The sequence below is a fragment of the Saccharospirillum sp. ABV4_185 genome, from assembly GCF_056159245.1.
Map to the genome: position 1 here is coordinate 3,071,433 of NZ_JBSWUW010000001.1, position 23,784 is coordinate 3,095,216.

Sequence of the window (23,784 nt, forward strand, 5' to 3'; positions counted from 1 at the left end):
GTCTTACGCCAAAAACAACAATATCAGAGGCCTGCATGACCCAGAACGACCTGGATTGGGTGGAACTGGTCCGGCTGGATGAGCGCAATAGCCGTCAGGCGCGTTCACTGCTGTACCATTCCTATCGTAATGAACCGACCTTCCGCTATCTGCTCAACGCTGAACGTCCGGGTTACCGGCAGCGTATCCGGGCAACCATTCGTGAGTTGATCTTTCTGCATTTTGAACGCGGCGAAACCGTGTTCGGCGTGATCGACAAGGCCACACAACGCTTGTTGGGCGTTGTCTTTGTCAGCGATGTTGGACTCAAAATGGATATCTCCCGGCAATTGCGCTGGCGCTTGAAGATGACACTCACCGCCGGCTTTGAAGCCACCCGCCGTTTTATCAGCTACTACAACGATGTTCAAAACAGTCTGCCGGATAAGCGTCATCGGCTGGTCAGCCTGATTGGTATTCACCCGGATTTCCAAAAACGCGGCTTAGGGCGAATGCTGATGGAAGCGGTGCATGAGCTGACCGAACAGGACCATGAATCCATCGGATTGTTTCTCGATACTGGCAATACCCGTTATTTGTCGTTTTATGAGTCGTTGGGCTATCGCAGCTTTGCTGAACTGCCGTTGGGTGAATTGACCGAAACTGTGTTGTTTCGACCCAATCCCAATTACGCCGAACAAGCCGCCTGAGCGGAGCGTTCAATGGCCAAGACGCCGGTTGGAACTTTCCACCGGCGCCCCCATCCAAGCCACTCCTTCACATTCTCTAGGAAGTCCCATGTCTGCATCCTATGACTATGACCTGGTGGTCATCGGCGCGGGTTCGGGTGGTGTACGTGCCGCCCGGATGTCAGCTTCACGCGGTGCGAAAGTCGCCATTATTGAATCGCGCTACCTCGGTGGCACCTGTGTGAACGTGGGTTGTGTACCCAAAAAACTCTTCGTTTACGCGTCGGAATACGCTCAGGCATTCGAAGATTCTCAGGGTTATGGCTACCGTGTAGACAATAAGCCAAGCTTCGACTGGGCAACACTAAGAGACAACAAGACCGCCGAGATAGAACGCTTAAACACTGTCTATGACGGGCTTTTGAGCCGGGCAGGGGTTGAGATAATCAACGGTCATGGCCGATTCGTAGACAATAATACTGTTGAAGTGAATGGTGAAAAACGCCTCACTGCCAAGAACATTCTGATCGCCACCGGCACCTGGCCGAGTAAACCTCAGATTCCCGGAGTGGAACATTCGATCAGCTCAAATGAAGTCTTCTATCTCGATCAGTTGCCAAACGATGCCATTGTTGTTGGCGGCGGTTACATCGCGGTCGAATTTGCCGGAATTTTTAATGGATTAGGTGTTTCAACCCATCTGGTTTATCGGGGCGAGCCGGTTCTGCGTGGCTTCGATAACGAGGTCCGCGACTTTGTTTCTGGTGAAATGGCACAGGCCGGCGTGGATCTGCAATACAACCGCAACCTCGCCAGCATCGAAAAACTCGACAATGACCGGCTGAGGGTCACCTATGAGGATGGCTCGCAAGCTGAAACTGGTCTGGTGCTGTTTGCGACTGGGCGAGATGCCTTGGTCGATAACCTGGGGCTGGAAAGCACGGGTGTTAGGCTCGACGACCACGGCTTTATCAGCGTCGATGATCATTACCGCACGGCAGTCCCGCATATTAGGGCACTGGGCGATGTGATTGGGCGAGTGCCACTCACGCCCGTTGCCATCGCTGAAGGGATGTTCATCTCAGCCGATCTGTTCGCAGAGCAAAAACCGCTGCCGGTCGACTATCAGCAGATACCGACGGCTGTCTTCTGTCAGCCCAATGTGGCCACCGTGGGCTTAACCGAAGAAGAGGCGGCTGAACGCTTTGACCGGGTTGAGGTCTACAGCACTCAGTTCCGGGCCATGCGCAATACCTTGTCCGGCAATCCGGGACGTACCCTGATGAAGATGTTGGTGGATGCAAATTCGCAGCGGGTGATTGGGTTGCATATGGTCGGTGACGATGCCGGTGAGATTATTCAGGGCCTGGCGGTGGCTATGAATGCGGGTGCGACCAAGGCTGACTTCGATCGCACCATTGGCATTCACCCAACCTCGGCAGAGGAATTCGTCACCATGCGCGAACCCAGCCGAGTCGTGGGTAAGGCTGTCTGATCAGACTGGATTGATCTTCTTATTGCGCGCCGAGGCATGGCGCGCCTGCCGTTCGACATCAATATAGCGGTCGGTGATAGCACTGGAACCGTGGCCGGCGTCATCGCGGACGTGCTCGCGCGGCCGCGTTTTTACGTCTTCAGAAATGCCGGTGTGGCGCAGCCAGTGCACCGTTGCCGCCTGCAACGCATCGGCTTCTTCGGGTTCGCCCTGGGCGCGCAGCCGGTCGATCGCCAGATCGAAACACTCCTGGACGATAAAACGAATCTGGCGGGTGCTGGTGATGCCACCACGGCCACGAACTTTGGGAATCAAAGGGGCGGACTCGCCGGGCAAGGGCAGCGGCGTTTGACCCAGAAAACTGCGAAAACGACGTAATGACGCCAGCATGGCATCGGACACCGAAACATCCCGCTCCTTATTGCCTTTACCAACCGTCGTGAACCACCAGTTGCCATGCGCATCCTGGGTGAAGTCACCCATGCTGGGCTGCCAGCGATCGGTTTCGGCCAGCTCAGAAATCCGCAGGTACATACCAAACAGGCAACTGACGATAAACAAGGCGCGCTCGTAGCGCTCCGGATTCTCCGGCACCGCCTGCTCAATGGCATTTAAGACCTCATGCCACTGGGCTTCCGACAGCCGGCGTATGGTCGCCGCGCCCTGGCGCTTGCGCAGAAACTTCCCTTTCTGGCGGATCTGAGCAACCGGGTTAAGCTCAACATGTTCTTCCTGCAACAGGTAATTGAAGAAGGTCGACAGCACAGAGAAGATCGCCTGTAGGGCGCTTTGGCTTAAATCGAACCCGCTGATATCAGCACTTTGGCCAAGCTTGTGGTCACGCTTGGAGACCTTGGCGACAAAGGGTTTCCAGTCCGGATTACGGACCCGTTCACCGCCGCTGTCGCGAAACCGCGCCACGCTCTTAGTACCGATCCAGTGTCGCGGCGGGCTCTGGCAAAACTCCACAAAAGCTTCGATATGCTGGCGCCGCACTTCGATCAGGCTGATGCCCTGTAAAAACCAACACCACTGCATAAAGCGTTCAATCTCGCGACGGTACGAGGCGAAGGTGTCGGAGCTGCCGCGGTAGCTGTAGAGAAACTCATGACAAAGCTGAAGGTCGTTGCCCAGAACCGTTTCATCAATGCGGGCGTGTTCACGCACCCATTCACTCGGCTGCGGCCGATGCCGGAACGGATTCTCGAAATGACTGAGGTTATCGAAGATCGGAATCGGAGCGGGGAGGGGCGTGGTCACCGGTAAAACATCCTGTTTATAGGGATTGATGTCGGTCTGTGCCATTTAACCAGTCGGCAATGGAGACCAGAACCAAGGGACCGTCATTGTAAGCGCCGCGATCGATAAAGACGGAGTTACCCAGTTGAGCGATCGATTTGACGATGGTATGGCCATGAAATATCCAGTCAACACCAGCCACCTCGCGGCGATCTCCAGAATTCAGGCGTGAACGTCCCCAAATCCAGTCGGCCATGTCATAGTCGCCTGCGGTTAAACGGTCATCCCAGTTTGGCAAGCGGTATTGGGCATGGCAAAGGCCGATACGGTAATCACCGTGCGCTACCGTCAGGCTGTAGGGTAAGACTTGTAAACGCTCAGCCCAGTGCTGCAGTTCGCCTTCATCATGCTCGAGTGCCCAGTTACCACCGTTCATCAGCCAGCGACTCCAGGCTAATGAGTTCTGGTGAAGGACAGCATCGATGAGCATTTGTTCGTGATTGCCACGTACGGCGAAGAACCAGGGCTCATCGAGTAACGCCAAACAGCCAGGACTGTCCGGGCCTCGGTCGATTAAATCGCCGACCGATAACAGTCGGTCTTGATGGGGGTCAAAATCACGCTCGGCCAGGCTGTCTTCCAGTCGCGACCGATGGCCGTGTAGGTCAGCTAACACAAAATCTCGTCCGTGAGGGTTAGTAGCGAGGAGCTGATGATTCTCGGTCTGAACATTCATAGCTGCATTATGCGCGTGCTGCTGCCTAAGCGGAAGACGCCGCAGGGTACGTCCTTGATGACCTTTGGGCACTGGGCGTAACGCCCGGCTCGGGCTAGACTTCGTCTGATCAGGTGCTCGTCTGGCGGCACCCTTATTCATATTTGAGGAGATATTCGTGTACCGCAATGTGCTGGTGCAAACCCTGGAAGGCGCCATCGGTTACCTCGCCTGGGCCGTGGTCTGCTACCTGACGTTAAGCAGTGAGCCGGCCGATACGCCGGGTGGCCAGATTCGTCTGCTGCTGATCGTGGCCGGCTTGCTGGTTTATATCGTCGGCTTCTATTTTTCCTCGCGTGACGCCCAATACGAGCGCTTTGACCTGCGCATCCGTCAGCTCGCCTATATGGCGCAGTTTCTGGCGGTTATCAGTATCCGTTTTGAAACCGAAACCGGCGTTATTGCCATTCTCAGCGTCGCTCTGGCCGCTCAGTTACCATTTTTCTTCTCCCGACAGGGCGCTTTAATTGGCTTGGCGGTGTTGGTGGGTATCGATTTCGGCTTTACTTTCTGGGCCTGGGAACTGGAAGATCCGGTGCTGCGCTGGACCATGGTGGGTGCCTTTCATGCCTTCGCCATGCTGATGAGTCAAAGGGTGATTCAGGAACAGGAAGCGCGCGATCAGGTATCGGCACTCAACCGCGAATTGCTGGCTACTCAAGCCTTGCTGGAAGAGTCAGCCAAGCAAACCGAGCGTATTCGCATCGCCCGGGATCTGCACGACGGTCTGGGTCATAAACTGACCGCCTTGATCCTTAAACTCCAGTATCTGACTCACACCACCGAAGACGAGACTCAAAAAAGAGTAGGGGAGACACACGAACTGGCGCGGGCGTTGTTGTCTGACGTACGCGAAACCGTTCACCAGATGCGTGGCGACTCCAGCATTCGTCTTAAAGAAGCACTTGAAGCCTTGGTGTCTCAGGTGCCGCGTCTGCGCATTGAGCTTGACCTGGATCCATCGGCCAGCGTTGCCGACGTAGAGGTTGCCGAAGCACTGTTTCGCTGCATCCAGGAAGCCATTACCAATACCCTCAAACACGGTAATGCCAGCCGGATGACCATCACCACGCGCAAAGGTCCCAATGACATTCAGCTGTTTGTTGCCGACAACGGCGGCTGCCAAGGCGGTTGTTTTGTCGAAGGTGACGGCCTGCGCGGTATGCGCGAACGCATTGAAGCCTTGCGTGGCCGTTTAGATATCGCTACTCAAAGCGGTTTTGCATTGAACATTTCCATTCCTGTTGCGGAGGCGCTATGAGCGAGTCCATCAAAGTCATGCTGGTGGATGACCAGACCCTGGTGCGTGAAGGCATCAAATCCCTGCTGCAATTAGCCGGGCATATCGACATTGTTGGCGAGGCCAGCGATGGCATCGAGGCACTGGAACACATTCCTCAGTGTCAGCCCGATGTGGTGTTAATGGACATTCGTATGCCGCGTCTGGACGGCATCGAAACCACCCAGCGCCTGGCCTCCGACGCGGGCGCGCCACCCGTGATCATCCTCACCACCTTCGATGACCACGAACTGGTGCTCAACGGCATTCGCGCCGGCGCTCGGGGATTTTTGCTCAAGGATGTGTCGCTGGAAAGCCTGGTTGAGGCTATTGAAGCGGTTAACCGGGGCGAAACTTTGATACAGCCAGCCGTTACCGAACGCGTCATGCGCGGCTATACCGAGCTGACCGGCGAAACCAAGATCGATAAGGACCCGATTCAGGAGCCTCTGACGCAGCGTGAAATTGAAATCCTGCGGTTAATGGCCGGCGGCTACAGCAACAAAGAAATCTCCCGGGCCATCTTTAAATCCGAAGGCACCATCAAAAATCACGTTTCCAATATCCTCGCCAAGATGAACGTTCGTGACCGCACCCGGGCGGTGCTCAAAGCACTCGAGCTGGGGTTGATCTAAGCTGGCTTGATTTCGCTTACAGGCCATGGATACTGGGCTTAAATAATCTACCTTGTAGACATTTATGCCCAGACCTCGCTTTCGCATTGGCGCCGATGACTGGTTCGACGCCCTCGACTGGCTCGATTACCAACTCAGTCAGCCCACCTGGCTGCTCGCCGAGCAGCATCCCATTCACCGTTACGGTCTGGCGAGCTTCAAAGAGCAATGTCGTCAGTTCCGTGAGGTGAGTGAACCCGGCCAAGGTCATTGTGACGACCTCCAGGCCATTCTTAATGATGTACTTGAACGTTCAGACTGGGATCGACTGCGCAAAACACTGTCGGCCAGACGCCGCCGCCGGCGTGAAAAACGCACCAACCAAGGCCCGGTCAATCTGACCCTCAGTGGTCAGGCTCACCAATGGTTAAAACAACTGGCCCAAGCAGGCCAATACAGCACCTTGAGTGAAGCGCTGGAACAACAATTACCCGATCTGGTGGCACAACTTGAGGCTGACATTCAGGCGGAGCGCGCCACTGCGATCGAAGCCGAGCTGGTGTCCTGGGCTCAGCACAGGCTGCTCGCAGCTATCGAGGCCTATTTGGCGCAGGCTGCGAACGAACGCAGCCTGGCCACAGCCTGTCGCATTGCTTACCAGTGGTACCAACGTGAACCAGACACCACCAAGGCGGCGTTATTGCGTGAGCGCTTCATTGAAGATCTGGTCTGGAATGAAGCGCATTTGAAACGGCCAGCCAGTGAGTTCCTGGCGGCGTTTTGATTGAGGCTGGGATCAGCGCAGTCGCAGTAAGAATCGCGCTGATTGAGCCCGATAACTGCCATGTATTTATTATCCTGTAATAAAGATTACAGGAAATAATAAAACTACCAGGATGCACCCAGCTCCAGCGACTCAAAGTTCTCACTACTGCTCTTTCACTGAGGCTGTTTCAATCAGCGGCGACAGTACCGCCGAGGCGCACGCCGGCATCGAAACGTTCGGCGGCGATGTCAGGAGGCAGGCCATAATCGTTGCTCAGTTCCAGAATGATGTCCGGATAGGCTTCCAATACCGGCTTCAGCTGCGGCCAGAGAAGATAACGGACAGCAAATTCATCCGCCGTCAGACGGACCGTGCCGGACGGGTGGTCGCGTAGGTCTGAGACTGCTTCCAGCTGGGCTTCTAACTGCTCCAGTAAGGGCGCTAAGGCCTTCATCCGCGGCTCGCCGGCTTCGGTTTGGGTCACGCTGCGGGTCGTGCGAGTCAACAGCCGGACACCCATTGGCTGTTCCAAGAAGCCTTTGATCGTCTGGCTGACGGCCGAGGGTGATGGTAAGCCGGTTGAGTGGCTGGAGCCGACGAACAATATCTGGCCGAGCCAGTCAAACGCGACTAAGCGCTCTACTCCATCGTGCTGTGGGCTGTTAGGCATCACAGCACGATGGACCCTTGGCCGAGGTGTTAAGTCAGATACTCAACAATCACCACATCCAGCCATTGTCCGTTCAACTGACCGTGGCGCTCATAAACGCCCACTTCACGGAATCCCAAGGCGTTACAGAGCCCACGGCTGGCCGTATTGGCGGTAAAGATGCGTGACAGCACTTTATGAAAGCCGGTCTGTTTGGCGGCGATAAGAAGTTCAGATAACAAACGGCGACCATTACCCTGCCCTTGAGCCTCTGGCGACATATAGATCGAAAATTCGGCAATGCCGTCGTAACAAGGGCGGTCGCGGTAGGACGACAGTCGGGCAAAGCCAATCACCTGGCCTGAGCGTTCGGCCACCAGTAACGGATAGCGTTCCACACTGTCCAGCCAGGCGGCTATTTCAGTTGGCTCGCGCAGGCGCGTTTCAAAGGTCCCCAAACCAGACTCAATACCGACGTTATAGATGGCGGTAATAGCATCGACATCACCGGCAGTCGCCGGCCTTACCAGGGTTTCAGCGTTCATTGTTGGCAAACCAATGTTGGGTTTTATTGGCAAAGGCGACCAGTGACAGCATGACCGGTACTTCCACCAGCACACCGACCACCGTCGCCAGAGCCGCGCCTGAGTTCAGGCCAAACAAAGCAATGGCAACGGCAACCGCCATCTCAAAGAAATTGGAGGTACCGATCATACAGGCTGGCGCCGCTATGCTGTATGGCAGCTTGAGCAAGCGCGCTGCTGCATAGCTCAGTGCAAAGATGCCATAGGTTTGAATCAGCAGTGGAATGGCGATCAGAGCGATCACCAGCGGCTGGTCGATAATTCTTGGCGCCTGCAGACCGAACAGCAGCATAACGGTGACCACCAGCCCTGCAATGGATCCGGGTTTCAGGCGATGGATAAAGGCGTCCAGGTGCGCCTCGCCCCGACGACTGAGTTGGCGCCGGGTCAGATAACCCGCGATTACCGGCAGCACGACGTAAAGCAGGACCGATAAAATCAGCGTCTGCCAGGGCACGGTTATATCGTTGATACCCAACAGCCAGGCAGTGATGGGCGCGTAAGCGACGATCAGAATCAAGTCATTGAGCGAAACCTGCACCAGGGTGTAGTTGGCGTCGCCGCGGGTCAGCTGGCTCCAGATGAAGACCATGGCGGTGCAGGGAGCCGCGCCGAGCAGAATCATGCCGGCGATATATTCACCGGCGGATTGTGGGTCGACCCAAGGCTCAAATAACACCCGGAAAAACAGCCAGCCCAGTGCTGCCATGGTAAAGGGCTTGATCAACCAATTGACGACAAGCGTCAACACCAGCCCTTGAGGTCGCTGACCGACGTGTTTCAGCGCGCCAAAATCGACCTGAGTCATCATCGGATAGATCATCAGCCAGATCAGTACCGCGATAACGCCATTCACCTGGGCGTATTCAAAGGCGGCCAGCCGTTCAAACAGCGGTGGAAACAGACTGCCCAGGCCGAGCCCGAGCAGGATAGCCAGGCCAACCCAAACCGACAGATAACGCTCAAAAACGCCCATACCTTACTCCGTGGCCGCTTTTTGATTGACGCGCTGCATCAGTTTCTCGGCGCTTTCCACCCGTTCGGAATAGCGATCGACCAGGTAACTACCCTGCCCGCGCGTCAACAAAGTGAACTTCATCAGTTCCTCCACGACGTCAACGATGCGGTTGTAGTAGCTCGATGGCCTCATGCGGCCGTCTTTATCGAATTCGTTAAAGGCTTTGGGCACTGATGACTGATTCGGGATGGTGATCATGCGCATCCAACGACCCAGCACGCGCAACTGGTTGACCACATTGAAGGACTGAGAGCCGCCACAGACCTGCATGACCGCTAAGGTTTTGCCTTGGGTCGGGCGCACCGCGCCCAGTGACAGCGGTATCCAGTCAATCTGGCTTTTAAACACGCCGGTCATGGCACCATGGCGTTCGGGCGAGCACCAGACCTGACCTTCAGACCACTGCACCAGGTCGCGTAATTGCTGTACTTTGGGATGCTGCACACTGTCCTCATCCGGAAGCGGCAGGTTCTGAGGATCGAAAATACGCACCTCGGCGCCCATGTCGGTCAATAAACGGGCACATTCCTCAATCACCAAACGGCTGTAGGAACGCTTACGCAAAGAGCCATAGAGCAGCAGGAAGCGTGGCGGCTGCTCGGCATAGTCACGCTGAAAGAGGCTATGGTCGGGGCGTTTAAATTGCTCGCCGTCCAGGTTGGGCAGGCTCAGATCAGTGATGTTCATGTTGTGCTCCCAATGCAGTCAACATAGCCGGCCATAGCGATGAGTCCTGTTGTGCCAGTTCAATTAAGGCGTTCACCCGCTGCTCAATCGTTTGGATGGTAGCGCGGAAGGCGGCGGCCACTTCCGCTTCGGTGCCCTTGTGTTTGGACGGGTCATCCAGGCCCCAGTGCACCTTGAGTGTTCGGCCAAACCAGACCGGGCAGCTCTCGCCCGCGGCTGAATCACAGACGGTGATCACCAGGTCGGGCGCGAAATCCTCAAACTCATCCCAGGACTGGCTGGTCAGGTTCTGAGTGTCATAGCCGGCCTCGGCCAGGTATTTCAGCGATAGCGGATGCACGGCTCCGGCCGGTTGGCTGCCCGCACTGCGTGCTTCGATTAGGCCAGCAGCGCGGCTTCGGGTAATGGCTTCGCACAAAATGCTGCGGCAACGGTTGTGGGTGCAGATATAGAGAATCTTCATCAGCAGCACTCGGCGTTAAGGGTTGGATGGGTGGTGCTGTTACAACACCCTTCAGGCAGACGGGTCAGACAGTCATTGAGGTAGTCGGCATTGTTGGCCTCGGTCACGCTCAACACTTGCAGGGCCCAGTCCGGCAACTCAGGGTTGAGCCGGTAATGGACCCATTTGCCACGGCGCTCATCAGCGACCAGCTCGCACTTGCGCAGTTCAGCCAGGTGTCGCGAGACTTTGGGCTGACGGAGTTCCAGGGCCTCCTGGATATCACAGACACAGAGCTCCCCTGCCCGACTGATCAGCAGCAGCGTTTTCAGGCGAGTGTCATCGGCGAGACATTTGTAAAAGGCTAAGGGTGATTGCATGGTGCGCCTCCTGATATACGAAATAACATATATATGAAATTTCGAATGTCAAATACTTAGTGGGCGATCAGGATGTCACCGGCTGGTGTTTCAGAGCGCCGCCCAGAGCACCGAAATAGTCGCTAAACGCCTGCTTGATGCGCTCCCGCTCAGTGCCCTGCGGATAAAGCCCGGCGCGAGCTTCGGCCGAGTTACGGCTGCCACGCACCAGAAAGCTATTGTGAATGGCCGCATCTTCAACAAAGGCTTCAAAGGCCCGGGCGCAGAGTTCTTCCGGCTGACTGTAATAGAGCTGGCCGCGTTCACGATCGGCCTGGGCGGAAGCCTGGAACAGCGCGCTGGGTTGTTCCCCATCGGCATCCAGCAGCACCGCCTGATAGCAGCCAAACAAGCGTTCATTAAGGGCATGAGGTTGCATCGGCAGACTGTCCAGCCAGGCGCGCGAGCCCATCAGCCTCGATGGCGGATCGATAAAGGCCTTGGCGGCGATGTAATGGTCGAAGGCATGAAACCATTCATGAGCAATGCTGCCCGGCCCCGCGTTCTTGGCCAGCGCAAAAGCGCGACTGGCAGGCATATAGTGCGCCGCTACGCCTAACTGCCCGCCCAGGCCATATTCGAGCGATAAAGTGCCGCGCAGGCCGATCAGCAGTTCATTGCCACCGAGAATAAGCATCAGGTCGCACAGCGCATCGTAAAAGGCGGTCGCGGCACGGTCGCGTTCGTCCGGTTTTACCCAACGACCGAGGCGCACCGAGCGAAAATCGAAGCGGCGGCGAATGTCTGCAAAGCCGACTTTTTGCCCGCCGCGATGATCCGGGCCGCGTCGTTGCCACTGTCGGTTACTCATTCAATCAAGACTCCAGCAGCCGGTTACAAATTCTGACGTCTGTCGGCTGGCAAACTCTAACGCTCCAATTATACTGTATTTATATACAGTATTCGTGTGCAGTTTCATGTCTCTACTGACTACTTTAACCGAACGGGGAGATCTCTGGTCCGGCCAGCACTGGCGGCAAAATCAGATCGACTCCATCAGCACAGGTCTGCCGGAATTAGACGCCATTTTACCCGGCGGTGGCTGGCCCGCTGCCGCCATGACCGAGTTGTTTTACCACACCATAGGCCAAGGCGAATTACGCTTGCTGTTGCCGACACTGGCGCATCTGAGCCAGACCGATGTCCGTTGGCAGGTCTGGTGTAACGCCCCTTTTCGACCGCACGGCTCGGCGTTGGCGCACTGGGGGCTGCGCTTGGATCGTCTGCTGCTGTGCCAGGCTGGCAGTGAAGCCGAACTCAGCTGGACGCTGGAGCAGAGTCTGAGCAGTGGCGGCAGTCAGGCGGTGCTGGCCTGGGTTGAACAACTCGATTCCCGGCGTCTGCGGCGCCTGCAATTGGCGGCTGAAAAAAGCGCAGTACCGCTGTTTTTACTGCGTCCGGCGCGTTTGCAGCAGCAGGCATCGATGGCCGCCTTACGGCTGCTGATCGAACCGCAGCGCGATGAACGCCTGCATTGCCGCGTGCTCAAACGCCGTGGCGGCTGGCCGGGCGCCGATGTGCAGTTGTCGTTGCCTTTGGTTCGGGACCCTACCCTGACGCAGGATAATGACCATGGCTAAAACCACCCAGCCGCTGTGGCTCTATCTGCATTTTCCGCTGTTGGCTCTGGAAGCCCGCTTTGGCGAGGTTGCGCAGAAGCGCCCGGTCTTGCTGACCAGCAGCGATGGCCGCAGCGTCCAGCAATGCAATGCCCTGGCGCGAAGCGAAGGCGTTCAGCCTGGTATGAGCCTGCGCACCGCCTACTGTCTGATTGATCAGGTTGCTCAGGCGACCTATAGCGCGCAACTTGAAGCCAATCAATTGCGGCATCTGGCGGTGCTTTGTTACCAGCACTGTGCGGATATCCGGCTCTGTTCGCCGCTGGGTTTGAGCCTGGAAATCGGCTCCATGCTGCGTTGGCACGGCGGGCTCGAGACCTTCATCGAGGCCCTGGACAGTTCACTGCAGCACAGCGGCCATCGCTATCAATTGTCGCTCGGCCATACACCACTGGCGGCGCGTTTACTGGCGGAAAATCACCAGGATTGGCGGCATATTGATGCCGCCGCTGAGCAACAGCAGTTGGGCCAGCTGTCGATTGATCAGTTGGCGTTACCGCTGGACATGCGCGACCTTCGCGCGCTGGCCGCCATGGGGCTGAAAAATCTTCGGCAACTGCGCCAGGCGCCCCGCGCTGAGCTCGGCTATCGCTTTGGTCAGTCGCTGATCAATCATCTGACGGCCCTGGAGCGGCCGCGTGAACAGGGTGAACCTTTCCAGCTCCCTCCTTGTTACGACGAACGCCTTGAACTGTGGCACGAAGTGGATTCGGCCGAAGCGCTGATATTTCCCATTAAACGCTTACTGCATGGGCTGGCGGCCTATCTGAACGCTCGTCAGTTGAGCACGACCGAGCTTCACTTCAAGCTGGAACATCGTGACGCCCCCAGCACGGCCATGAGCATTCAGCTCAACACCGCCTCACGTGGCGCGGAAAACTGGCCAGTCTTGGTGGCGCTGGCCTTGGAGCGATTGACGTTGCCGGAAGCCGTCCTGGTTATCGGCTTACGCGCTGAGGCACTGACTGAGCGCGGTAATACCGCAGGTGACCTGCTCGGTGACAGCCGCCCTCACACAGACGCCCAGCACCTGCTATCACTACTGCAATCCAAGCTGGGCACAAAGGCTGTTCAGCAGCCCAGCGCCGGTGCCGATTGGCGCCCTAACCTGGCCAGCCGCCCGGCTGCTGTCGGTCAGCAGCCAGACAGGCTTTTTCCACGCGCTCAACCGACGCTGTTATTGGCGACTCCCGAGTCGATCAATCCTGCTGAATATCAGGCTTTGAGCGGTCCGCAACGCATTGCACTGCCAGCCTGGGTACAGCCGGACGGCTTTCAGCGTGACTATTATCGGGCCTGGCACCCGGCCAGCCGTAGTTATCACTGGATCAGCCGCCATAGCAACGGCGGTTGGTATCGTGAAGGCGTCTTTGCATGAGCACTGCTTTTGACTATGCCGAGCTGCATTGCCTCAGCAATCACAGCTTCCTACGTGGTGCTTCGCATCCGGATGAGCTGGTGCTACGCGCAGCCGAACTGGGCTACCGGGCGCTGGCACTGACTGACGAATGCTCGGTTGCCGGCGTGGTCAAAGCCTGGCGGCCGATTAAAGATAAGCGAGTCTCGCTGCAACTGATCATTGGCAGTGAGTTTCGCTTTGATGATCAGCTGGTGGTGCTGTTAGCACCTACTCGGCAAGCCTACGCTCAGCTCTGCCATCTGATCACTCGCGCCCGGCGGCGTTGCGATAAAGGTGACTACCGAGTCAGCCGCGCCGATTTTGCTCAAGGGCTCGATGACTGCCTCTGCCTGTGGCTGCCGTCTGGGCGTTCAGAGGATCTGAATTGTCTACACGGTTTCCGAAATGACTTTCCCGGACGTTGCTGGGTACTGGTCGAAAACCTGCTAGATGAAGGCGCTTTCGAAGGCGCCCGCCGCGCTCTTGCACTCAGTGAGGCGGCCGAGGTGCCAGCTGTCTGTGCCAATGCGGTGTTGATGCATCACCCCGAGCGTAAGGAGCTGCAGGATACTTTGACCGCTATTCGCCATCGCCAGCCACTCGACCAGGTCTGGCCGCAGCTCAAACCCAATGCCGAGAACCATCTGCGTTCCTTTAACAAACTCAGCTCGCTCTACTCACCTGCTCTGCTGGCTGAAACGATGCGCATCGCCGAACGTTGCCATTTTGATTTACGCGAGTTGAGCTACAGCTACCCCAGTGATCTGGTACCGGGGCAATTTACCGCGCCGGAGTATCTGCGCTTACTGGTGCGTCAGGGTGCCAAGCGACGTCATCCAAAAGGCATCAGTGCGGCCTTTGCAGAGCAGCTCGATAAGGAACTGGCGTTGATCCGGGAGAAAGGTTACGAGCACTACTTCCTGACCGTTTATGACATCGTCCGCTTTGCCCGCTCACAAAACATTCTCTGCCAGGGACGCGGCTCAGCCGCTAATTCGGCGGTGTGTTATTGCCTGGGCATCACAGAGGTGGATCCGGTGGCGGGCAAACTGGTGTTCGAGCGCTTTATCTCCAGCGGTCGCAATGAGCCGCCGGATATTGATGTCGACTTCGAGCACGAACGCCGCGAAGAAGTCATCCAGTACCTGTACCGCCGCTATGGCCGCAAACGAGCGGCGCTGGCGGCGACATTGATCACCTATCGACGCAAAAGCGCGGTGCGCGATGTCGGCCGGGCGCTGGGCATCGATCTGGCTCAGTTGGAACGCCGCCTGGCCAACTATGGCTGGCGCTATCGCTCCAAGAACTGGATCGACGAGTTGGTTCAGGACGAAGGCCTTGGGCTTTCGGCTCAGCAAATCAGCGTCTTCAAACGGCTACTGGCCAGTATTCTGGGGTTTCCGCGCCATCTTTCGCAGCATGTCGGCGGCTTTGTGCTGACCGACCAGCGCATTGCCGACTACGTGCCAATCGAGAATGCGGCCATGGCTGAGCGCACGGTGATCCAGTGGGATAAGGACGATCTGGAAGCGGTCGGCCTGATGAAGGTCGATGTGTTGGCGTTGGGCATGCTGACGGCGATCCGTAAGACGCTGGATCTGATCCGCCAACATCAGGGTGAAACCCTGCGTTTGCAGGATATTCCGCAAGACGACGCTGAGGTCTACGCCATGATTCAACGCGCCGATACCATCGGTGTGTTTCAGATCGAATCCCGCGCTCAGATGAGCATGTTGCCGCGACTCAAACCTAAGCAGTTTTATGACCTGGTGGTCCAGGTAGCGATCGTCCGGCCAGGCCCTATCCATGGCGATATGGTGCACCCTTATTTGCGCCGCCGTCTGGGCCAGGAAGCCGTGGATTACCCCAACGATGCTCTTAAGGAAGTGCTCGAGCGCACTCTGGGTGTGCCCATCTTTCAGGAGCAGGTGATCTCTCTGGCGCGGGTGGCGGCCGGTTTTAGCGCAGACGAAGCCAATACCCTGAGATCGTCCATGGCCAGTTGGAAAAAAACTGGTCATATCAGTGAGTTACGCGACAAACTTCAAAACAATATGCGCGCCAATGGTTACGCTGAAGACTTTATCCAGCGCATCAATCGGCAGATCGAAGGCTTTGGCGAGTATGGTTTTCCCGAGTCTCACGCCACCGGCTTCGCGATGATCGCCTACGTCTCTGCCTGGCTGAAACACCACCACCCTGCCGCTTTCTGCTGCGCGCTGCTAAACAGCTTGCCGATGGGGTTTTATTCGGCGTCGCAGTTGGTCCAGGACGTGCGCCGTCACGGTGTTGAGGTTCTTCCGGTCGATATTAACGCCAGCGCCTGGGATTCCACCTTGGAAGCCGGTGAGCAAGGTTGGGCCATTCGCCTGGGGCTGCGCCGGGTGAAGGGGCTGAACGAAACAGCCGCGCGCACGCTGATTGCCTACCGGCCCGGTGACGGTTTTCAGCATTTGCGGCAATTGGAAGGCGTCCCGGCGTTGAGCCGGCGTGATCTGGATGCGCTGGCGGCAGCCGATGCCTTCCGGGGTCTGGCCGAAAACCGTCATCAGGCGCGCTGGGAAAGCGCGGCGCTCAACTTACAGGCGCCGCTGCTGAAGGATGCTTTCGATCAATCGGTAGCATCTGGCTACCAGCTACCCGCGCCCGATGCATTGGATAACCTGGTTGAGGACTATCACAGCCAGGGCCTGACCTTGGGCCAGCATCCGGTGCAGTTACTCCGTGAACGCGGCCAACTGCCCGACAGTGCCCCTGCTGATCAGTTGCTGGTGCTGGCGGAAGCTGAGCAGGCGCGCTTGGAGCGCTTGGCCGAGCAACATGGCCTGCCATTGCCTGAGCGGGTGCGCATACCGGTTCAGGTGTTGGGGCTGGTGACCAATCGGCAGATGCCCAAGACATCAACGCGCATCACCTTTGTCACCCTGGAAGACGATACCGGCAATATCAATGTCATCGTGCGGCTATCGCTGGCGCAGGCGTCGCTGAAGGTGCTGACCACGCGCAGCCTGATTCGCGTCAGCGGTGTGCTGGAAAAAGCCTTCGATAACGATGTCATTCATGTGCTGGCCGACCGGCTGGAAGCGCTGGATGCCGAGCTTGAGCTGAAGGTCCGTTCGCGCGATTACCACTGAGCCATTCCCAATGGAATCAGGCTCACATCAGCGTGTTTCCGGCAATGCATCCACATCCAACAGCCCACTGGCCACCGCCTGCTGACGAACCCATTGGCGCAGCAGCCGGATGCCGGCTTCCTGGCGACGCGACGTCTTAAAGGCGAAATAGAAACGATCGCCGGTGACCAGGCTATGACAGGGTATGCGCACCAGCTCGGGGTCGTCGTCGATGTTGTGCATATAGTCGTTGGTCAATGCCAGACCTTGATGGTGACGCGCGGCTTCCAGCGCCATCAGCATATGGCTGAAATGCTGCACACGGGTGCTGTCCGGCAAGGTCAGATCGGCCTGGGCAAACCAACGGCGCCAGTCTTCGGTATGGATGTCGTAGATGCTGTAGGTTGAAAGCAAGGGATAGCGCAACAACCAGGCGGGATTGATCTGCTGTGGCTCATTGCTGTCAATCAGGCCGGCTTGCTGCCAGTCGGCACACATCGATTGCCAGAATGATCGGCTGGCAATGACGAACATGCGCTCGCAATACAGCAGATCGGCGGTGAAGCCCCGCTGTTCGTTCTGCAGGGTAATAAAACAATCGGCGACCCGATCCGACAATTGCGGCGATTCGTTCATCATTTCCAGGGCCAGATCCAACTGCGGATGCTGCCGTTGCAGCGTGGGAAGCCGGGGAATCAACCAGCGCACGGCAATGGAGCTGTACATGGCAATCCGCACCCGGGTATCTACGCGACCCTGCAATTGCTCGCTGGCACACTCCAACTGAAACAAGGCTGAACTGACCGCCTCCTGATACGCCCGTCCTTCGTTGGTCAAACTGAGGTGACGACCCTGGCGTTGAAACAGCGTCTCGCCAAGATAGGCCTCCAACTGATGAATTTGATGGCTGACCGCACTCTGACTGACGTTCAGCTCAACGGCAGCGCGTGAAAAGCTGTTCAGTCGGGCAACGGCTTCGAACACTGGCAAAGCTTTCAACGGCGGCAATTTCATCGCGCATCCTGTTATCTAAAAAACTAATAGATAAAAGAATAACTCATTTCTCAGTATGACTCCGCCCCTCTAAACTGCCCTCCTCTGGTGCATTTCGGCACCCTTATTGGTAACGGATCAGGAGTCAGTTATGTCGGGTAAGACGGTTCCCAGCGCCATCCTCTTGCTGGTGATCGGCAATGCCCTGGCGCTGTTGTCGGACATCATCATCAAACTTCAGGACGCCGACGCGCCCATTTTCCAGTTTATTCTGGTGCGCACGCTGTGTGTGCTGGTCATTCTGCTGCCGTTGATTCGTCAGGTAGACCGTCAGCAACTGTTAAGAGGTTGGAGAATCCATCTGCTGCGCGCCCATATCAGCATCTTTGGCATCGCCTGCATGGTGGTCGCACTGAAATCCCTGCCCTTGGCCACCGCCAATGCCGTCTTCTATGCCGCGCCTTTGCTGGTCATGCTGTTGGGACTGCTGTTTTTTGGCGAGCGCTTAACGGCGTCCAGTCTGATCGCCGTGGTCAGCGGCTTTATCGGTATCGTGGTCATCCTGCGCCCGGTTAATTTTGATTGGGGCAGCTTGAGCGCTGTAGGTGTGGCTTTTACGCTGGCGCTGGGCGTTTTGCTGGTGCGCAAGCTGCCAGCCGGTCAGTCTACGGTGCATTCGTTGGTGCTGGTGCACATCTTGATGCTGCCGACGCTGGTGCTGCTGGCGCTGATCGAAGGCGCCAGCTGGAAGACTGAGATCTTGCTGTCCGGCTTTGGTTCGGCCTTTTTTATCCTCTGCTACCAGGTAACGGTGCTGAAGGCCTATCGCTGGGTCGCCGCCAATCAGGTGACCAGTGCCGAGTACACCGGTTTGATCTGGGCATTGCTGGGCGGCTGGGTGTTCTTTGGTGAGCAGCCAGATCTATTCTTTATTCTCGGCTCGCTGATGATCATTGTGCCGCTGCTGTGGCTGGGACTGCGTGAACGGCGCCCTCGCCGTCGCGCAAAAAAACAGCTTCAGGCCTCGACAATCCAGTAAGGCAAGCCCGTTTCGGCGAGAAATTCACGCGCGTCAGCTCCGGCGAGCATGGCCAGACTGGCGACCAGACCACTCTGAATACAGCTGGGTGCTGCGACCGTAACCGATCGCGGCGCCTGTTCAATCGGCCAGCCGGTCTTGGGGTTGAGTAAATGGCTGTAACGATGGCCATCTTTGAAAAGAAAACGACGACTGTCGCCGGATGTTGCCAGTCCACCTTTGGACAACTTCAGCAGCATCGATGACTGACCATCGTGGTCCGGCGCTTCAATACCGACACGCCAGGGTGTCTGATCCGCCCGAGGGCCATTGCAGGCCAGATCCCCTCCTAGATTGATCACGATTCCCACCGACGCCCAGCCCGCCGGCAACGCCTGCAGACACTTGCCCAAGGCGCGGTCCGCGGCGTATTCCTTACCTATGCCACCAAAATCGAGTTCCATTCCGGCGGGCAAGGTCAGCCAGCCGCCGGCAATCTTGCCCTGCCTGTCGGCCGGATCGCTTTGCCAATCGACTTTGTGCCAGCCAATCCGTGTCAGCAGAGCCTCGACCGCCTGAGGTTCCGGTAGCCGATCACTGCCATCAAACTTCCACACCTGACGCAACAAGCCCGAGGTCAGATCGAAGCGACCCTCCGACAACTGCCAGGCCTGGTCGGCAAAATTCAGCAAGCGCGCGGTTTCGGCGTCGACGCGCTGAGCTTGATCGGGCTTGGCGTGCAAGGCGGTAAATAGATTGTCTTGGCGATAGCGGCTGTAGCGTTGCTCAATGCGCCACACCTCGTGCGCAGCGATGGTTGCCAGCCTCCGCGCCAGGGTTTGCTGCGCCTTGGGTAACGCAATAAGCACTTCACAGGGGCTGGCCATGGCGTCGAAACGCCCCAGCCAGGCCCCGTCGTGCCATTGCAGACGCAGCTTCTGCGACATCAGAAACGACTTCCGATGGTGAACATCACAGCGGTCATTTCCGGCAGATCGCCGGCATCGGCTGGCGTGCTATCTGAGCTGAAGTCACGTGGCATCTGTCGATAGGCCGCCAATCGGGTGTAGAGCTCGGCGCGCTCGTTGAAGCGATAACCATAGCGCACGCCGAGCGTCCAGGCGTCGAAATCGCCCAGCCGGTAATCGGCCGTCAGTGCGTCTGGATTATCGGCCAGTTGCGCCGAGGTGACGTAAGGCTGATAGGCGTCGATGGCCGATTGCGAATACCAGCGTGCCTGAGGCTCAAGATACTGATGGCCGAAACGCCAGCGGTAGCGCGCATCGACAGTATGAGAGGTCATGCCCCAGTCATCGAACAGGAAGCGGTAGCTGCCATCGACGATGTCGCCACTGTCGAACTGGTATTTGCCCTGCCAGAAAAGAGCCTGTTTTAAGCGGCTGTCCGGGCGTTGCTCATAGCGGTAATCCTGGACGGTGCCTCCGGCGGTATCGAACTCACTGATAATTTTATAGGGGTCGTTCAAGTAACCGTCGTTAAAACTGAGGCTGTAATTGAACTGCATCAGAGCGCGGCGATTGATGATCTGGCTGACGCCCAGTATCACATCGGTGACCTGCTTATCGGCCTCACTGCCGTCACGGCTGGCGGCGAAATCGGCGTTAAAGCTCGGGCTGCCCGGTTCGGCCATGGCGCTCAGCCCAACCGGAACCCCACCTTCGGGCGACAGGGTGTCCATCGACAGATTGGTCGCCAAGGTCACAGTGGTGTTCTTCTGGTTGAAAGTGCGCGACAGGCTGGCGTTGAGACCCCGGGATTCATAGTCGTGTTCGGTGGAGTAATGCACGCCGGTCGAGTAACTCCAGTCCCGCCCCCAGGGCGCGCTCCACTGGATATTACCGGTGTAGCGTGTGTCTCTGAAGGTATCATCGAGTGGTAATTGGCCGGATTCGACGGTGTAACTGCCCCGCCCCGACGGCCGGGTAAAGGTTTGTGGTTGATCGGTCGGCAGCGCGCCATTGGGTGATGCTCCGGTCAGCGTATCCAGCGTTAGTTTGAAACTGAGCTGGGTTTCACTGTCGAAATTACGCGCCGCACCCAAGATTGCTTCGGTGGCCTGAACGCGATCGTCGCTTTCTGAATACTGCATCACGGCCGCATCAAAGTCCCAACGCTCTAGCTCACCGGCCATCGCCTGATTGGGCAAGCCCTGTAAGACCGCACCGCCGATAGCCGCCAAACTGGCACTGAGCGCCACCGTCTGGCGCGACACTGGTTTATTCGTTTTCATGCGCATCTCCTGCGAATCAGTTACAGCCACAACCGCCGCCGCCGAAGCCGCGGCCACCACTGCTGCCTTCTTTACTGAAGTAGACGTGGTCGTCGAGCGACGCCTCAATCGGATCGCTGATTAATTCCATATCCTGCTGCGCCAGCAGGTCGCGCTCCCAGGGTTTGACACCCAGGTTGCCGCAACCGGTCAGTGCGAAAGCCAGAACCGTAAAAAGCGCCAGATAAGTCAGATTTTTCATGCTCATCACTCCGCAAGCAGTTGTTCGATGCTGGCTTCGTAGTCGGCAACGCGGCCGCTGTGAAAACCGGTGTGGGTGGCACGGACCCGACCCTGACGATCGATCAGGTAGCTCGATGGCATGCCGATCAGACCGTAGGCTTCGGGCCATTGCGCCTGGCTATCGAAGGCGATGGTGAAATCGGCCGGTACCGCTTCAAGAAAGGCACGAGCGGCCGCCGTGTCCTGGTCCAGATTGACGCCGACAATCACCAGACCGTCGTCGCCATAGCGTTGTTGCACCTGGTTCATCCAGGGGAAGGATTCGCGGCATGGACCGCACCAGGAGGCCCAGAAGTCGAGCAGTACGACCTGGCCGTGCAAGTTATTCAGCGTTAATTCGCCGCCATCGATGGTCGGCAATGGCTGATCGCTCATCGCCGCCAAAGGGGCAGCATCGGCGTCGGCGAGTTCATCGGCTTGAGCAGCGGACATCCAGACCATCAATAACAGTCCCAGCACGACCGCGTTTAGAGCCGCATTGAGAGAAAAGTTGCGCAGCATGATTGTCATAACACCAACCTTTTTTGTGGATTCGCAGGCCAGCTTGCCCGGCGCAACTTAAGGCAGTCTTAAGCGCTATTTAAGGTGGCCTTAAGGTTGCTCGATAAAGCTGGGCGGATGAAAAACGAGGAGGTCGTTATGAAATCCGCCAAAATCTATTATTACGTTGCTCTGTTGTTGGTTTGCTGTGTTTCCTGGGCACAAGCTGAGGACTTTCTGCCGCCGGACCAGGCCTTTGCCAGCCAGGTTCAGTTTGATGACGAACAATCCCAGCTGCAGGCGCAATGGGAAATTGCTCCGGGTTATTACCTCTATCGCAATAGAGTGCAGCTGAGCGTCAATGGACAAAGCCAGCCGATTAGCTTTGTTACCTCATCGCAGCTTAAAGATGATCCCTATTTCGGCCCCACTGAGGTTTTTCACGATCAGCTCACCATCACCTCGCCGGTACCTGCTGGCACGACCACGCCTTACGAAGTAACGCTGGTTTATCAAGGTTGCGCCGAAGCCGGGCTGTGTTATTCGCCCCAGACCAAGCGTCTGAGCTTTACGCCGACGAACACGCCGGCAGCCGTGTTCGCCACCGAGCTTGCTGCTGCGGACAACAGCGCTGCCATACGACCGGAAAACACGGCTAATGCCTCCGGTTTGGCGCAATGGATGGCCGATGCTAATCGTTTTTGGATGTTGGCAACCTTCTTCGTGCTGGGTCTGGGGCTGACTTTCACGCCCTGTGTATTACCGATGATTCCGATTTTGGCTGGCATCATCGCCGGACAGGGTGAAAACCTCAGCGTTCGCAAAGGCGTCAGCCTGTCGTTGGCCTATGTGCTGGGTATGGCAACGACCTACTCTCTGGCCGGGATTCTGGTGGGTTTCTTTGGCGCCCGCCTGAATCTGCAAAGCGCCTTACAGAACCCGATTGCGTTGTCGATTTTTGCGGCCATCTTTGTGGCGCTGGCCTTGGCCATGTTCGGTTTTTACGAGTTGCAGGCACCGGCCTTTATTCGTAATCGCCTGGGCCAGGTCGATACCGGCGGCGCCAAAGGTGGGCTCGCCCGCTATGGCAGCATTGCCCTGATGGGGCTGATTTCCGCCTTGGTCGTTTCTCCTTGTGTGTCGGCGCCGCTGGCCGGTGCCTTGGTGTATATCAGCACCACCGGTGATGCCTGGCTCGGCGGTGGTGCCCTCTTTATGCTCAGCCTGGGCATGGGTGCGCCCTTGTTACTGGTCGGTGCCGGTGGTGGTCGTTTGTTGCCCAAAGCGGGCATGTGGATGATTGCTGTTAAGCAGTTCTTTGGGGTGGTGTTGCTGGGCATTGCCATCAGCCTGGTGTCGCGTTTTACTCCCGCGGCTTTGAGCTTGGCGCTCTGGGGACTGTTGATCCTGATCTACGCAGCGCAACTGGGCTTAGGCGGTGAACTGAATACCGGCTGGCAGAAGACTCGCCGTGGTATTGCCGCTGCTATGGGACTCTATTCCGGCGCCTTGTTGATCGGCGCCCTCGCCGGCCATGGTGATCCTTTACAGCCTCTGGCGGGTTTGAATAGCTCTCAGGTCACCGCTCAAACCCAGACCGCGAAGGCGGCATTATTTGAGCGCACCGCGGATGTGGCTGCACTCAATCAACAATTGGCCGTGGCTCAGCGCAATGGTCAGGTGGTGGTGCTGGACTTGTACGCCGACTGGTGCACGGCCTGCAAAGACATGGAGAAAAGCGTTTTTGATCACGAAAGCGGCAATTACGATGGTCAGGTGCGTTTCCTGCAGCTCGACATAACCCGCAACAGCCCCGAACAGGTGGCCTTTCTCAATGATCACCACTTGTTTGGTCCGCCCGCTCTGCTTTACTTCAGCGCTGATGGTGAAGAAAACGATGCGTTGCGCACCCTGGGTGAAATTGATTTCCAGCAATGGCGCGCTCAGTTGAATCAGTTAATGTCGAACGGTAGCCAACCTCTGTAATGGACGAT

The 23,784-nt window shown here is 57.3% G+C and carries 24 protein-coding genes; 10 read left to right on the plus strand and 14 right to left on the minus strand.

Translation table 11 applies throughout. From position 1 onward, the window contains the following. Positions 1-35: 35 nt before the first annotated feature. Positions 36-689 carry a GNAT family N-acetyltransferase gene (locus tag ACXAE6_RS14635; RefSeq protein WP_475149879.1) on the plus strand — a complete coding sequence of 218 codons (654 nt, stop codon included), beginning with the start codon at positions 36-38 and terminating at the stop codon, positions 687-689. Between the two features lie 88 nt (positions 690-777). Then, positions 778-2,163: a glutathione-disulfide reductase gene (gene gorA / locus ACXAE6_RS14640; protein WP_475149884.1), complete on the plus strand. Its 1,386-nt coding sequence runs from the start codon at positions 778-780 to the stop codon at positions 2,161-2,163. On the opposite strand, the gene ACXAE6_RS14645 is transcribed toward gorA, so the two are convergent. Then, positions 2,164-3,468 (minus strand): tyrosine-type recombinase/integrase, encoded by a 1,305-nt coding sequence (locus ACXAE6_RS14645; RefSeq protein WP_475149886.1) that lies wholly within the window; start codon positions 3,466-3,468, stop codon positions 2,164-2,166. Beyond that, positions 3,440-4,078, minus strand: coding sequence for a metallophosphoesterase (locus tag ACXAE6_RS14650; protein ID WP_475149889.1), 639 nt, complete (start codon positions 4,076-4,078; stop codon positions 3,440-3,442). The genes ACXAE6_RS14645 and ACXAE6_RS14650 overlap by 29 nt, the downstream gene beginning before the upstream one ends. Positions 4,079-4,295: 217 nt before the next feature. On the opposite strand from ACXAE6_RS14650, the gene ACXAE6_RS14655 reads away from it, so the two are divergent. The 3 genes from ACXAE6_RS14655 to ACXAE6_RS14665 all read left to right on the plus strand — a co-directional run bounded on the left by ACXAE6_RS14655 (position 4,296) and on the right by ACXAE6_RS14665 (position 6,854). Beyond that, positions 4,296-5,438 carry a sensor histidine kinase gene (locus ACXAE6_RS14655; protein ID WP_475149892.1) on the plus strand — a complete coding sequence of 381 codons (1,143 nt, stop codon included), beginning with the start codon at positions 4,296-4,298 and terminating at the stop codon, positions 5,436-5,438. Then, positions 5,435-6,091, plus strand: a complete 657-nt coding sequence (locus ACXAE6_RS14660; RefSeq protein WP_475149895.1) for a response regulator — start codon at positions 5,435-5,437, stop codon at positions 6,089-6,091. The genes ACXAE6_RS14655 and ACXAE6_RS14660 overlap by 4 nt, the downstream gene beginning before the upstream one ends. 64 nt (positions 6,092-6,155) lie before the next feature. Continuing rightward, the gene (locus ACXAE6_RS14665; protein WP_475149898.1) at positions 6,156-6,854 is read left to right on the plus strand and encodes a hypothetical protein; all 699 of its coding nucleotides are present in this window, start codon (positions 6,156-6,158) and stop codon (positions 6,852-6,854) included. A 169-nt stretch (positions 6,855-7,023) separates the two neighbouring features. Here the strand turns inward: ACXAE6_RS14665 and ACXAE6_RS14670 are convergent, their stop codons facing one another. The 7 genes from ACXAE6_RS14670 to ACXAE6_RS14700 all read right to left on the minus strand — a co-directional run bounded on the left by ACXAE6_RS14670 (position 7,024) and on the right by ACXAE6_RS14700 (position 11,446). Continuing rightward, positions 7,024-7,506 (minus strand): LysR family transcriptional regulator, encoded by a 483-nt coding sequence (locus tag ACXAE6_RS14670; protein WP_475149903.1) that lies wholly within the window; start codon positions 7,504-7,506, stop codon positions 7,024-7,026. A gap of 29 nt (positions 7,507-7,535) precedes the next feature. Continuing rightward, on the minus strand, positions 7,536-8,030 hold the full coding sequence (locus ACXAE6_RS14675; RefSeq protein ID WP_475149908.1) for an arsinothricin resistance N-acetyltransferase ArsN1 family A: 495 nt from the start codon (positions 8,028-8,030) through the stop codon (positions 7,536-7,538). Then, positions 8,020-9,045, minus strand: a complete 1,026-nt coding sequence (arsB, locus tag ACXAE6_RS14680; protein ID WP_475149915.1) for an ACR3 family arsenite efflux transporter — start codon at positions 9,043-9,045, stop codon at positions 8,020-8,022. The genes ACXAE6_RS14675 and arsB overlap by 11 nt, the downstream gene beginning before the upstream one ends. Before the next feature lie 3 nt (positions 9,046-9,048). Continuing rightward, positions 9,049-9,774 carry an arsenical resistance protein ArsH gene (gene arsH, locus ACXAE6_RS14685; RefSeq protein WP_475149920.1) on the minus strand — a complete coding sequence of 242 codons (726 nt, stop codon included), beginning with the start codon at positions 9,772-9,774 and terminating at the stop codon, positions 9,049-9,051. Continuing rightward, on the minus strand, positions 9,761-10,237 hold the full coding sequence (locus ACXAE6_RS14690; protein ID WP_475149924.1) for an arsenate reductase ArsC: 477 nt from the start codon (positions 10,235-10,237) through the stop codon (positions 9,761-9,763). Before ACXAE6_RS14690 ends, arsH begins: the two co-directional genes overlap by 14 nt. After that, positions 10,237-10,596: a metalloregulator ArsR/SmtB family transcription factor gene (locus tag ACXAE6_RS14695; protein ID WP_475149928.1), complete on the minus strand. Its 360-nt coding sequence runs from the start codon at positions 10,594-10,596 to the stop codon at positions 10,237-10,239. Before ACXAE6_RS14695 ends, ACXAE6_RS14690 begins: the two co-directional genes overlap by 1 nt. A gap of 67 nt (positions 10,597-10,663) precedes the next feature. Continuing rightward, positions 10,664-11,446, minus strand: a complete 783-nt coding sequence (locus tag ACXAE6_RS14700) for a CLCA_X family protein (protein WP_475149931.1) — start codon at positions 11,444-11,446, stop codon at positions 10,664-10,666. A gap of 106 nt (positions 11,447-11,552) precedes the next feature. Between ACXAE6_RS14700 and imuA the strand changes: the two genes are divergently transcribed. From imuA to ACXAE6_RS14715, 3 genes are read left to right on the plus strand one after another with little or no spacing between them, the layout of a single operon-like run. Then, the gene (gene imuA / locus ACXAE6_RS14705; protein ID WP_475149933.1) at positions 11,553-12,215 is read left to right on the plus strand and encodes a translesion DNA synthesis-associated protein ImuA; all 663 of its coding nucleotides are present in this window, start codon (positions 11,553-11,555) and stop codon (positions 12,213-12,215) included. Next, positions 12,208-13,632: a Y-family DNA polymerase gene (locus tag ACXAE6_RS14710; RefSeq protein ID WP_475149938.1), complete on the plus strand. Its 1,425-nt coding sequence runs from the start codon at positions 12,208-12,210 to the stop codon at positions 13,630-13,632. Before imuA ends, ACXAE6_RS14710 begins: the two co-directional genes overlap by 8 nt. After that, positions 13,629-16,787: an error-prone DNA polymerase gene (locus tag ACXAE6_RS14715; RefSeq protein ID WP_475149940.1), complete on the plus strand. Its 3,159-nt coding sequence runs from the start codon at positions 13,629-13,631 to the stop codon at positions 16,785-16,787. The genes ACXAE6_RS14710 and ACXAE6_RS14715 overlap by 4 nt, the downstream gene beginning before the upstream one ends. Positions 16,788-16,814: 27 nt before the next feature. On the opposite strand, the gene ACXAE6_RS14720 is transcribed toward ACXAE6_RS14715, so the two are convergent. Continuing rightward, on the minus strand, positions 16,815-17,780 hold the full coding sequence (locus ACXAE6_RS14720) for a LysR family transcriptional regulator (RefSeq protein ID WP_475149945.1): 966 nt from the start codon (positions 17,778-17,780) through the stop codon (positions 16,815-16,817). Positions 17,781-17,910: 130 nt separating this feature from the next. On the opposite strand from ACXAE6_RS14720, the gene ACXAE6_RS14725 reads away from it, so the two are divergent. Further along, the gene (locus ACXAE6_RS14725) at positions 17,911-18,798 is read left to right on the plus strand and encodes a DMT family transporter (RefSeq protein WP_475149949.1); all 888 of its coding nucleotides are present in this window, start codon (positions 17,911-17,913) and stop codon (positions 18,796-18,798) included. On the opposite strand, the gene ACXAE6_RS14730 is transcribed toward ACXAE6_RS14725, so the two are convergent. The 4 genes from ACXAE6_RS14730 to ACXAE6_RS14745 are packed head-to-tail and all read right to left on the minus strand — an operon-like array spanning position 18,777 to position 21,820. After that, complete coding sequence (locus tag ACXAE6_RS14730) at positions 18,777-19,724, minus strand: FAD:protein FMN transferase (RefSeq protein ID WP_475149956.1); 948 nt, start codon at positions 19,722-19,724, stop codon at positions 18,777-18,779. The two genes, ACXAE6_RS14725 and ACXAE6_RS14730, sit on opposite strands and share 22 nt — an antisense overlap. Continuing rightward, positions 19,724-21,028, minus strand: coding sequence for a DUF3570 domain-containing protein (locus tag ACXAE6_RS14735; RefSeq protein WP_475149963.1), 1,305 nt, complete (start codon positions 21,026-21,028; stop codon positions 19,724-19,726). Before ACXAE6_RS14735 ends, ACXAE6_RS14730 begins: the two co-directional genes overlap by 1 nt. A gap of 16 nt (positions 21,029-21,044) precedes the next feature. Then, positions 21,045-21,269: a DUF4266 domain-containing protein gene (locus tag ACXAE6_RS14740; RefSeq protein ID WP_475149967.1), complete on the minus strand. Its 225-nt coding sequence runs from the start codon at positions 21,267-21,269 to the stop codon at positions 21,045-21,047. Positions 21,270-21,274: 5 nt separating this feature from the next. After that, a complete protein-coding gene (locus tag ACXAE6_RS14745; protein WP_475149969.1) occupies positions 21,275-21,820 on the minus strand; it encodes a TlpA family protein disulfide reductase in 546 nt (181 codons plus the stop codon). A 129-nt stretch (positions 21,821-21,949) separates the two neighbouring features. Here ACXAE6_RS14745 and dsbD point away from each other — a divergent pair, with 129 nt between their 5' ends. Further along, the gene (gene dsbD / locus ACXAE6_RS14750; protein ID WP_475149973.1) at positions 21,950-23,776 is read left to right on the plus strand and encodes a protein-disulfide reductase DsbD; all 1,827 of its coding nucleotides are present in this window, start codon (positions 21,950-21,952) and stop codon (positions 23,774-23,776) included. Positions 23,777-23,784: the final 8 nt, after the last annotated feature.

Coding starts and splice junctions, on each gene's coding strand:
- ACXAE6_RS14635 (WP_475149879.1), top strand. CDS start 36: ATGACCCAGAACGACCTGGATTGGGTGGAACTGGTCCGGCTGGATGAG.
- gorA (WP_475149884.1), top strand. CDS start 778: ATGTCTGCATCCTATGACTATGACCTGGTGGTCATCGGCGCGGGTTCG.
- ACXAE6_RS14645 (WP_475149886.1), bottom strand. CDS start 3,468: ATGGCACAGACCGACATCAATCCCTATAAACAGGATGTTTTACCGGTG.
- ACXAE6_RS14660 (WP_475149895.1), top strand. CDS start 5,435: ATGAGCGAGTCCATCAAAGTCATGCTGGTGGATGACCAGACCCTGGTG.
- ACXAE6_RS14665 (WP_475149898.1), top strand. CDS start 6,156: ATGCCCAGACCTCGCTTTCGCATTGGCGCCGATGACTGGTTCGACGCC.
- ACXAE6_RS14670 (WP_475149903.1), bottom strand. CDS start 7,506: ATGCCTAACAGCCCACAGCACGATGGAGTAGAGCGCTTAGTCGCGTTT.
- ACXAE6_RS14675 (WP_475149908.1), bottom strand. CDS start 8,030: ATGAACGCTGAAACCCTGGTAAGGCCGGCGACTGCCGGTGATGTCGAT.
- arsB (WP_475149915.1), bottom strand. CDS start 9,045: ATGGGCGTTTTTGAGCGTTATCTGTCGGTTTGGGTTGGCCTGGCTATC.
- arsH (WP_475149920.1), bottom strand. CDS start 9,774: ATGAACATCACTGATCTGAGCCTGCCCAACCTGGACGGCGAGCAATTT.
- ACXAE6_RS14690 (WP_475149924.1), bottom strand. CDS start 10,237: ATGAAGATTCTCTATATCTGCACCCACAACCGTTGCCGCAGCATTTTG.
- ACXAE6_RS14695 (WP_475149928.1), bottom strand. CDS start 10,596: ATGCAATCACCCTTAGCCTTTTACAAATGTCTCGCCGATGACACTCGC.
- ACXAE6_RS14700 (WP_475149931.1), bottom strand. CDS start 11,446: ATGAGTAACCGACAGTGGCAACGACGCGGCCCGGATCATCGCGGCGGG.
- imuA (WP_475149933.1), top strand. CDS start 11,553: ATGTCTCTACTGACTACTTTAACCGAACGGGGAGATCTCTGGTCCGGC.
- ACXAE6_RS14710 (WP_475149938.1), top strand. CDS start 12,208: ATGGCTAAAACCACCCAGCCGCTGTGGCTCTATCTGCATTTTCCGCTG.
- ACXAE6_RS14715 (WP_475149940.1), top strand. CDS start 13,629: ATGAGCACTGCTTTTGACTATGCCGAGCTGCATTGCCTCAGCAATCAC.
- ACXAE6_RS14720 (WP_475149945.1), bottom strand. CDS start 17,780: ATGAAATTGCCGCCGTTGAAAGCTTTGCCAGTGTTCGAAGCCGTTGCC.
- ACXAE6_RS14725 (WP_475149949.1), top strand. CDS start 17,911: ATGTCGGGTAAGACGGTTCCCAGCGCCATCCTCTTGCTGGTGATCGGC.
- ACXAE6_RS14730 (WP_475149956.1), bottom strand. CDS start 19,724: ATGTCGCAGAAGCTGCGTCTGCAATGGCACGACGGGGCCTGGCTGGGG.
- ACXAE6_RS14735 (WP_475149963.1), bottom strand. CDS start 21,028: ATGAAAACGAATAAACCAGTGTCGCGCCAGACGGTGGCGCTCAGTGCC.
- ACXAE6_RS14740 (WP_475149967.1), bottom strand. CDS start 21,269: ATGAAAAATCTGACTTATCTGGCGCTTTTTACGGTTCTGGCTTTCGCA.
- ACXAE6_RS14745 (WP_475149969.1), bottom strand. CDS start 21,820: ATGACAATCATGCTGCGCAACTTTTCTCTCAATGCGGCTCTAAACGCG.
- dsbD (WP_475149973.1), top strand. CDS start 21,950: ATGAAATCCGCCAAAATCTATTATTACGTTGCTCTGTTGTTGGTTTGC.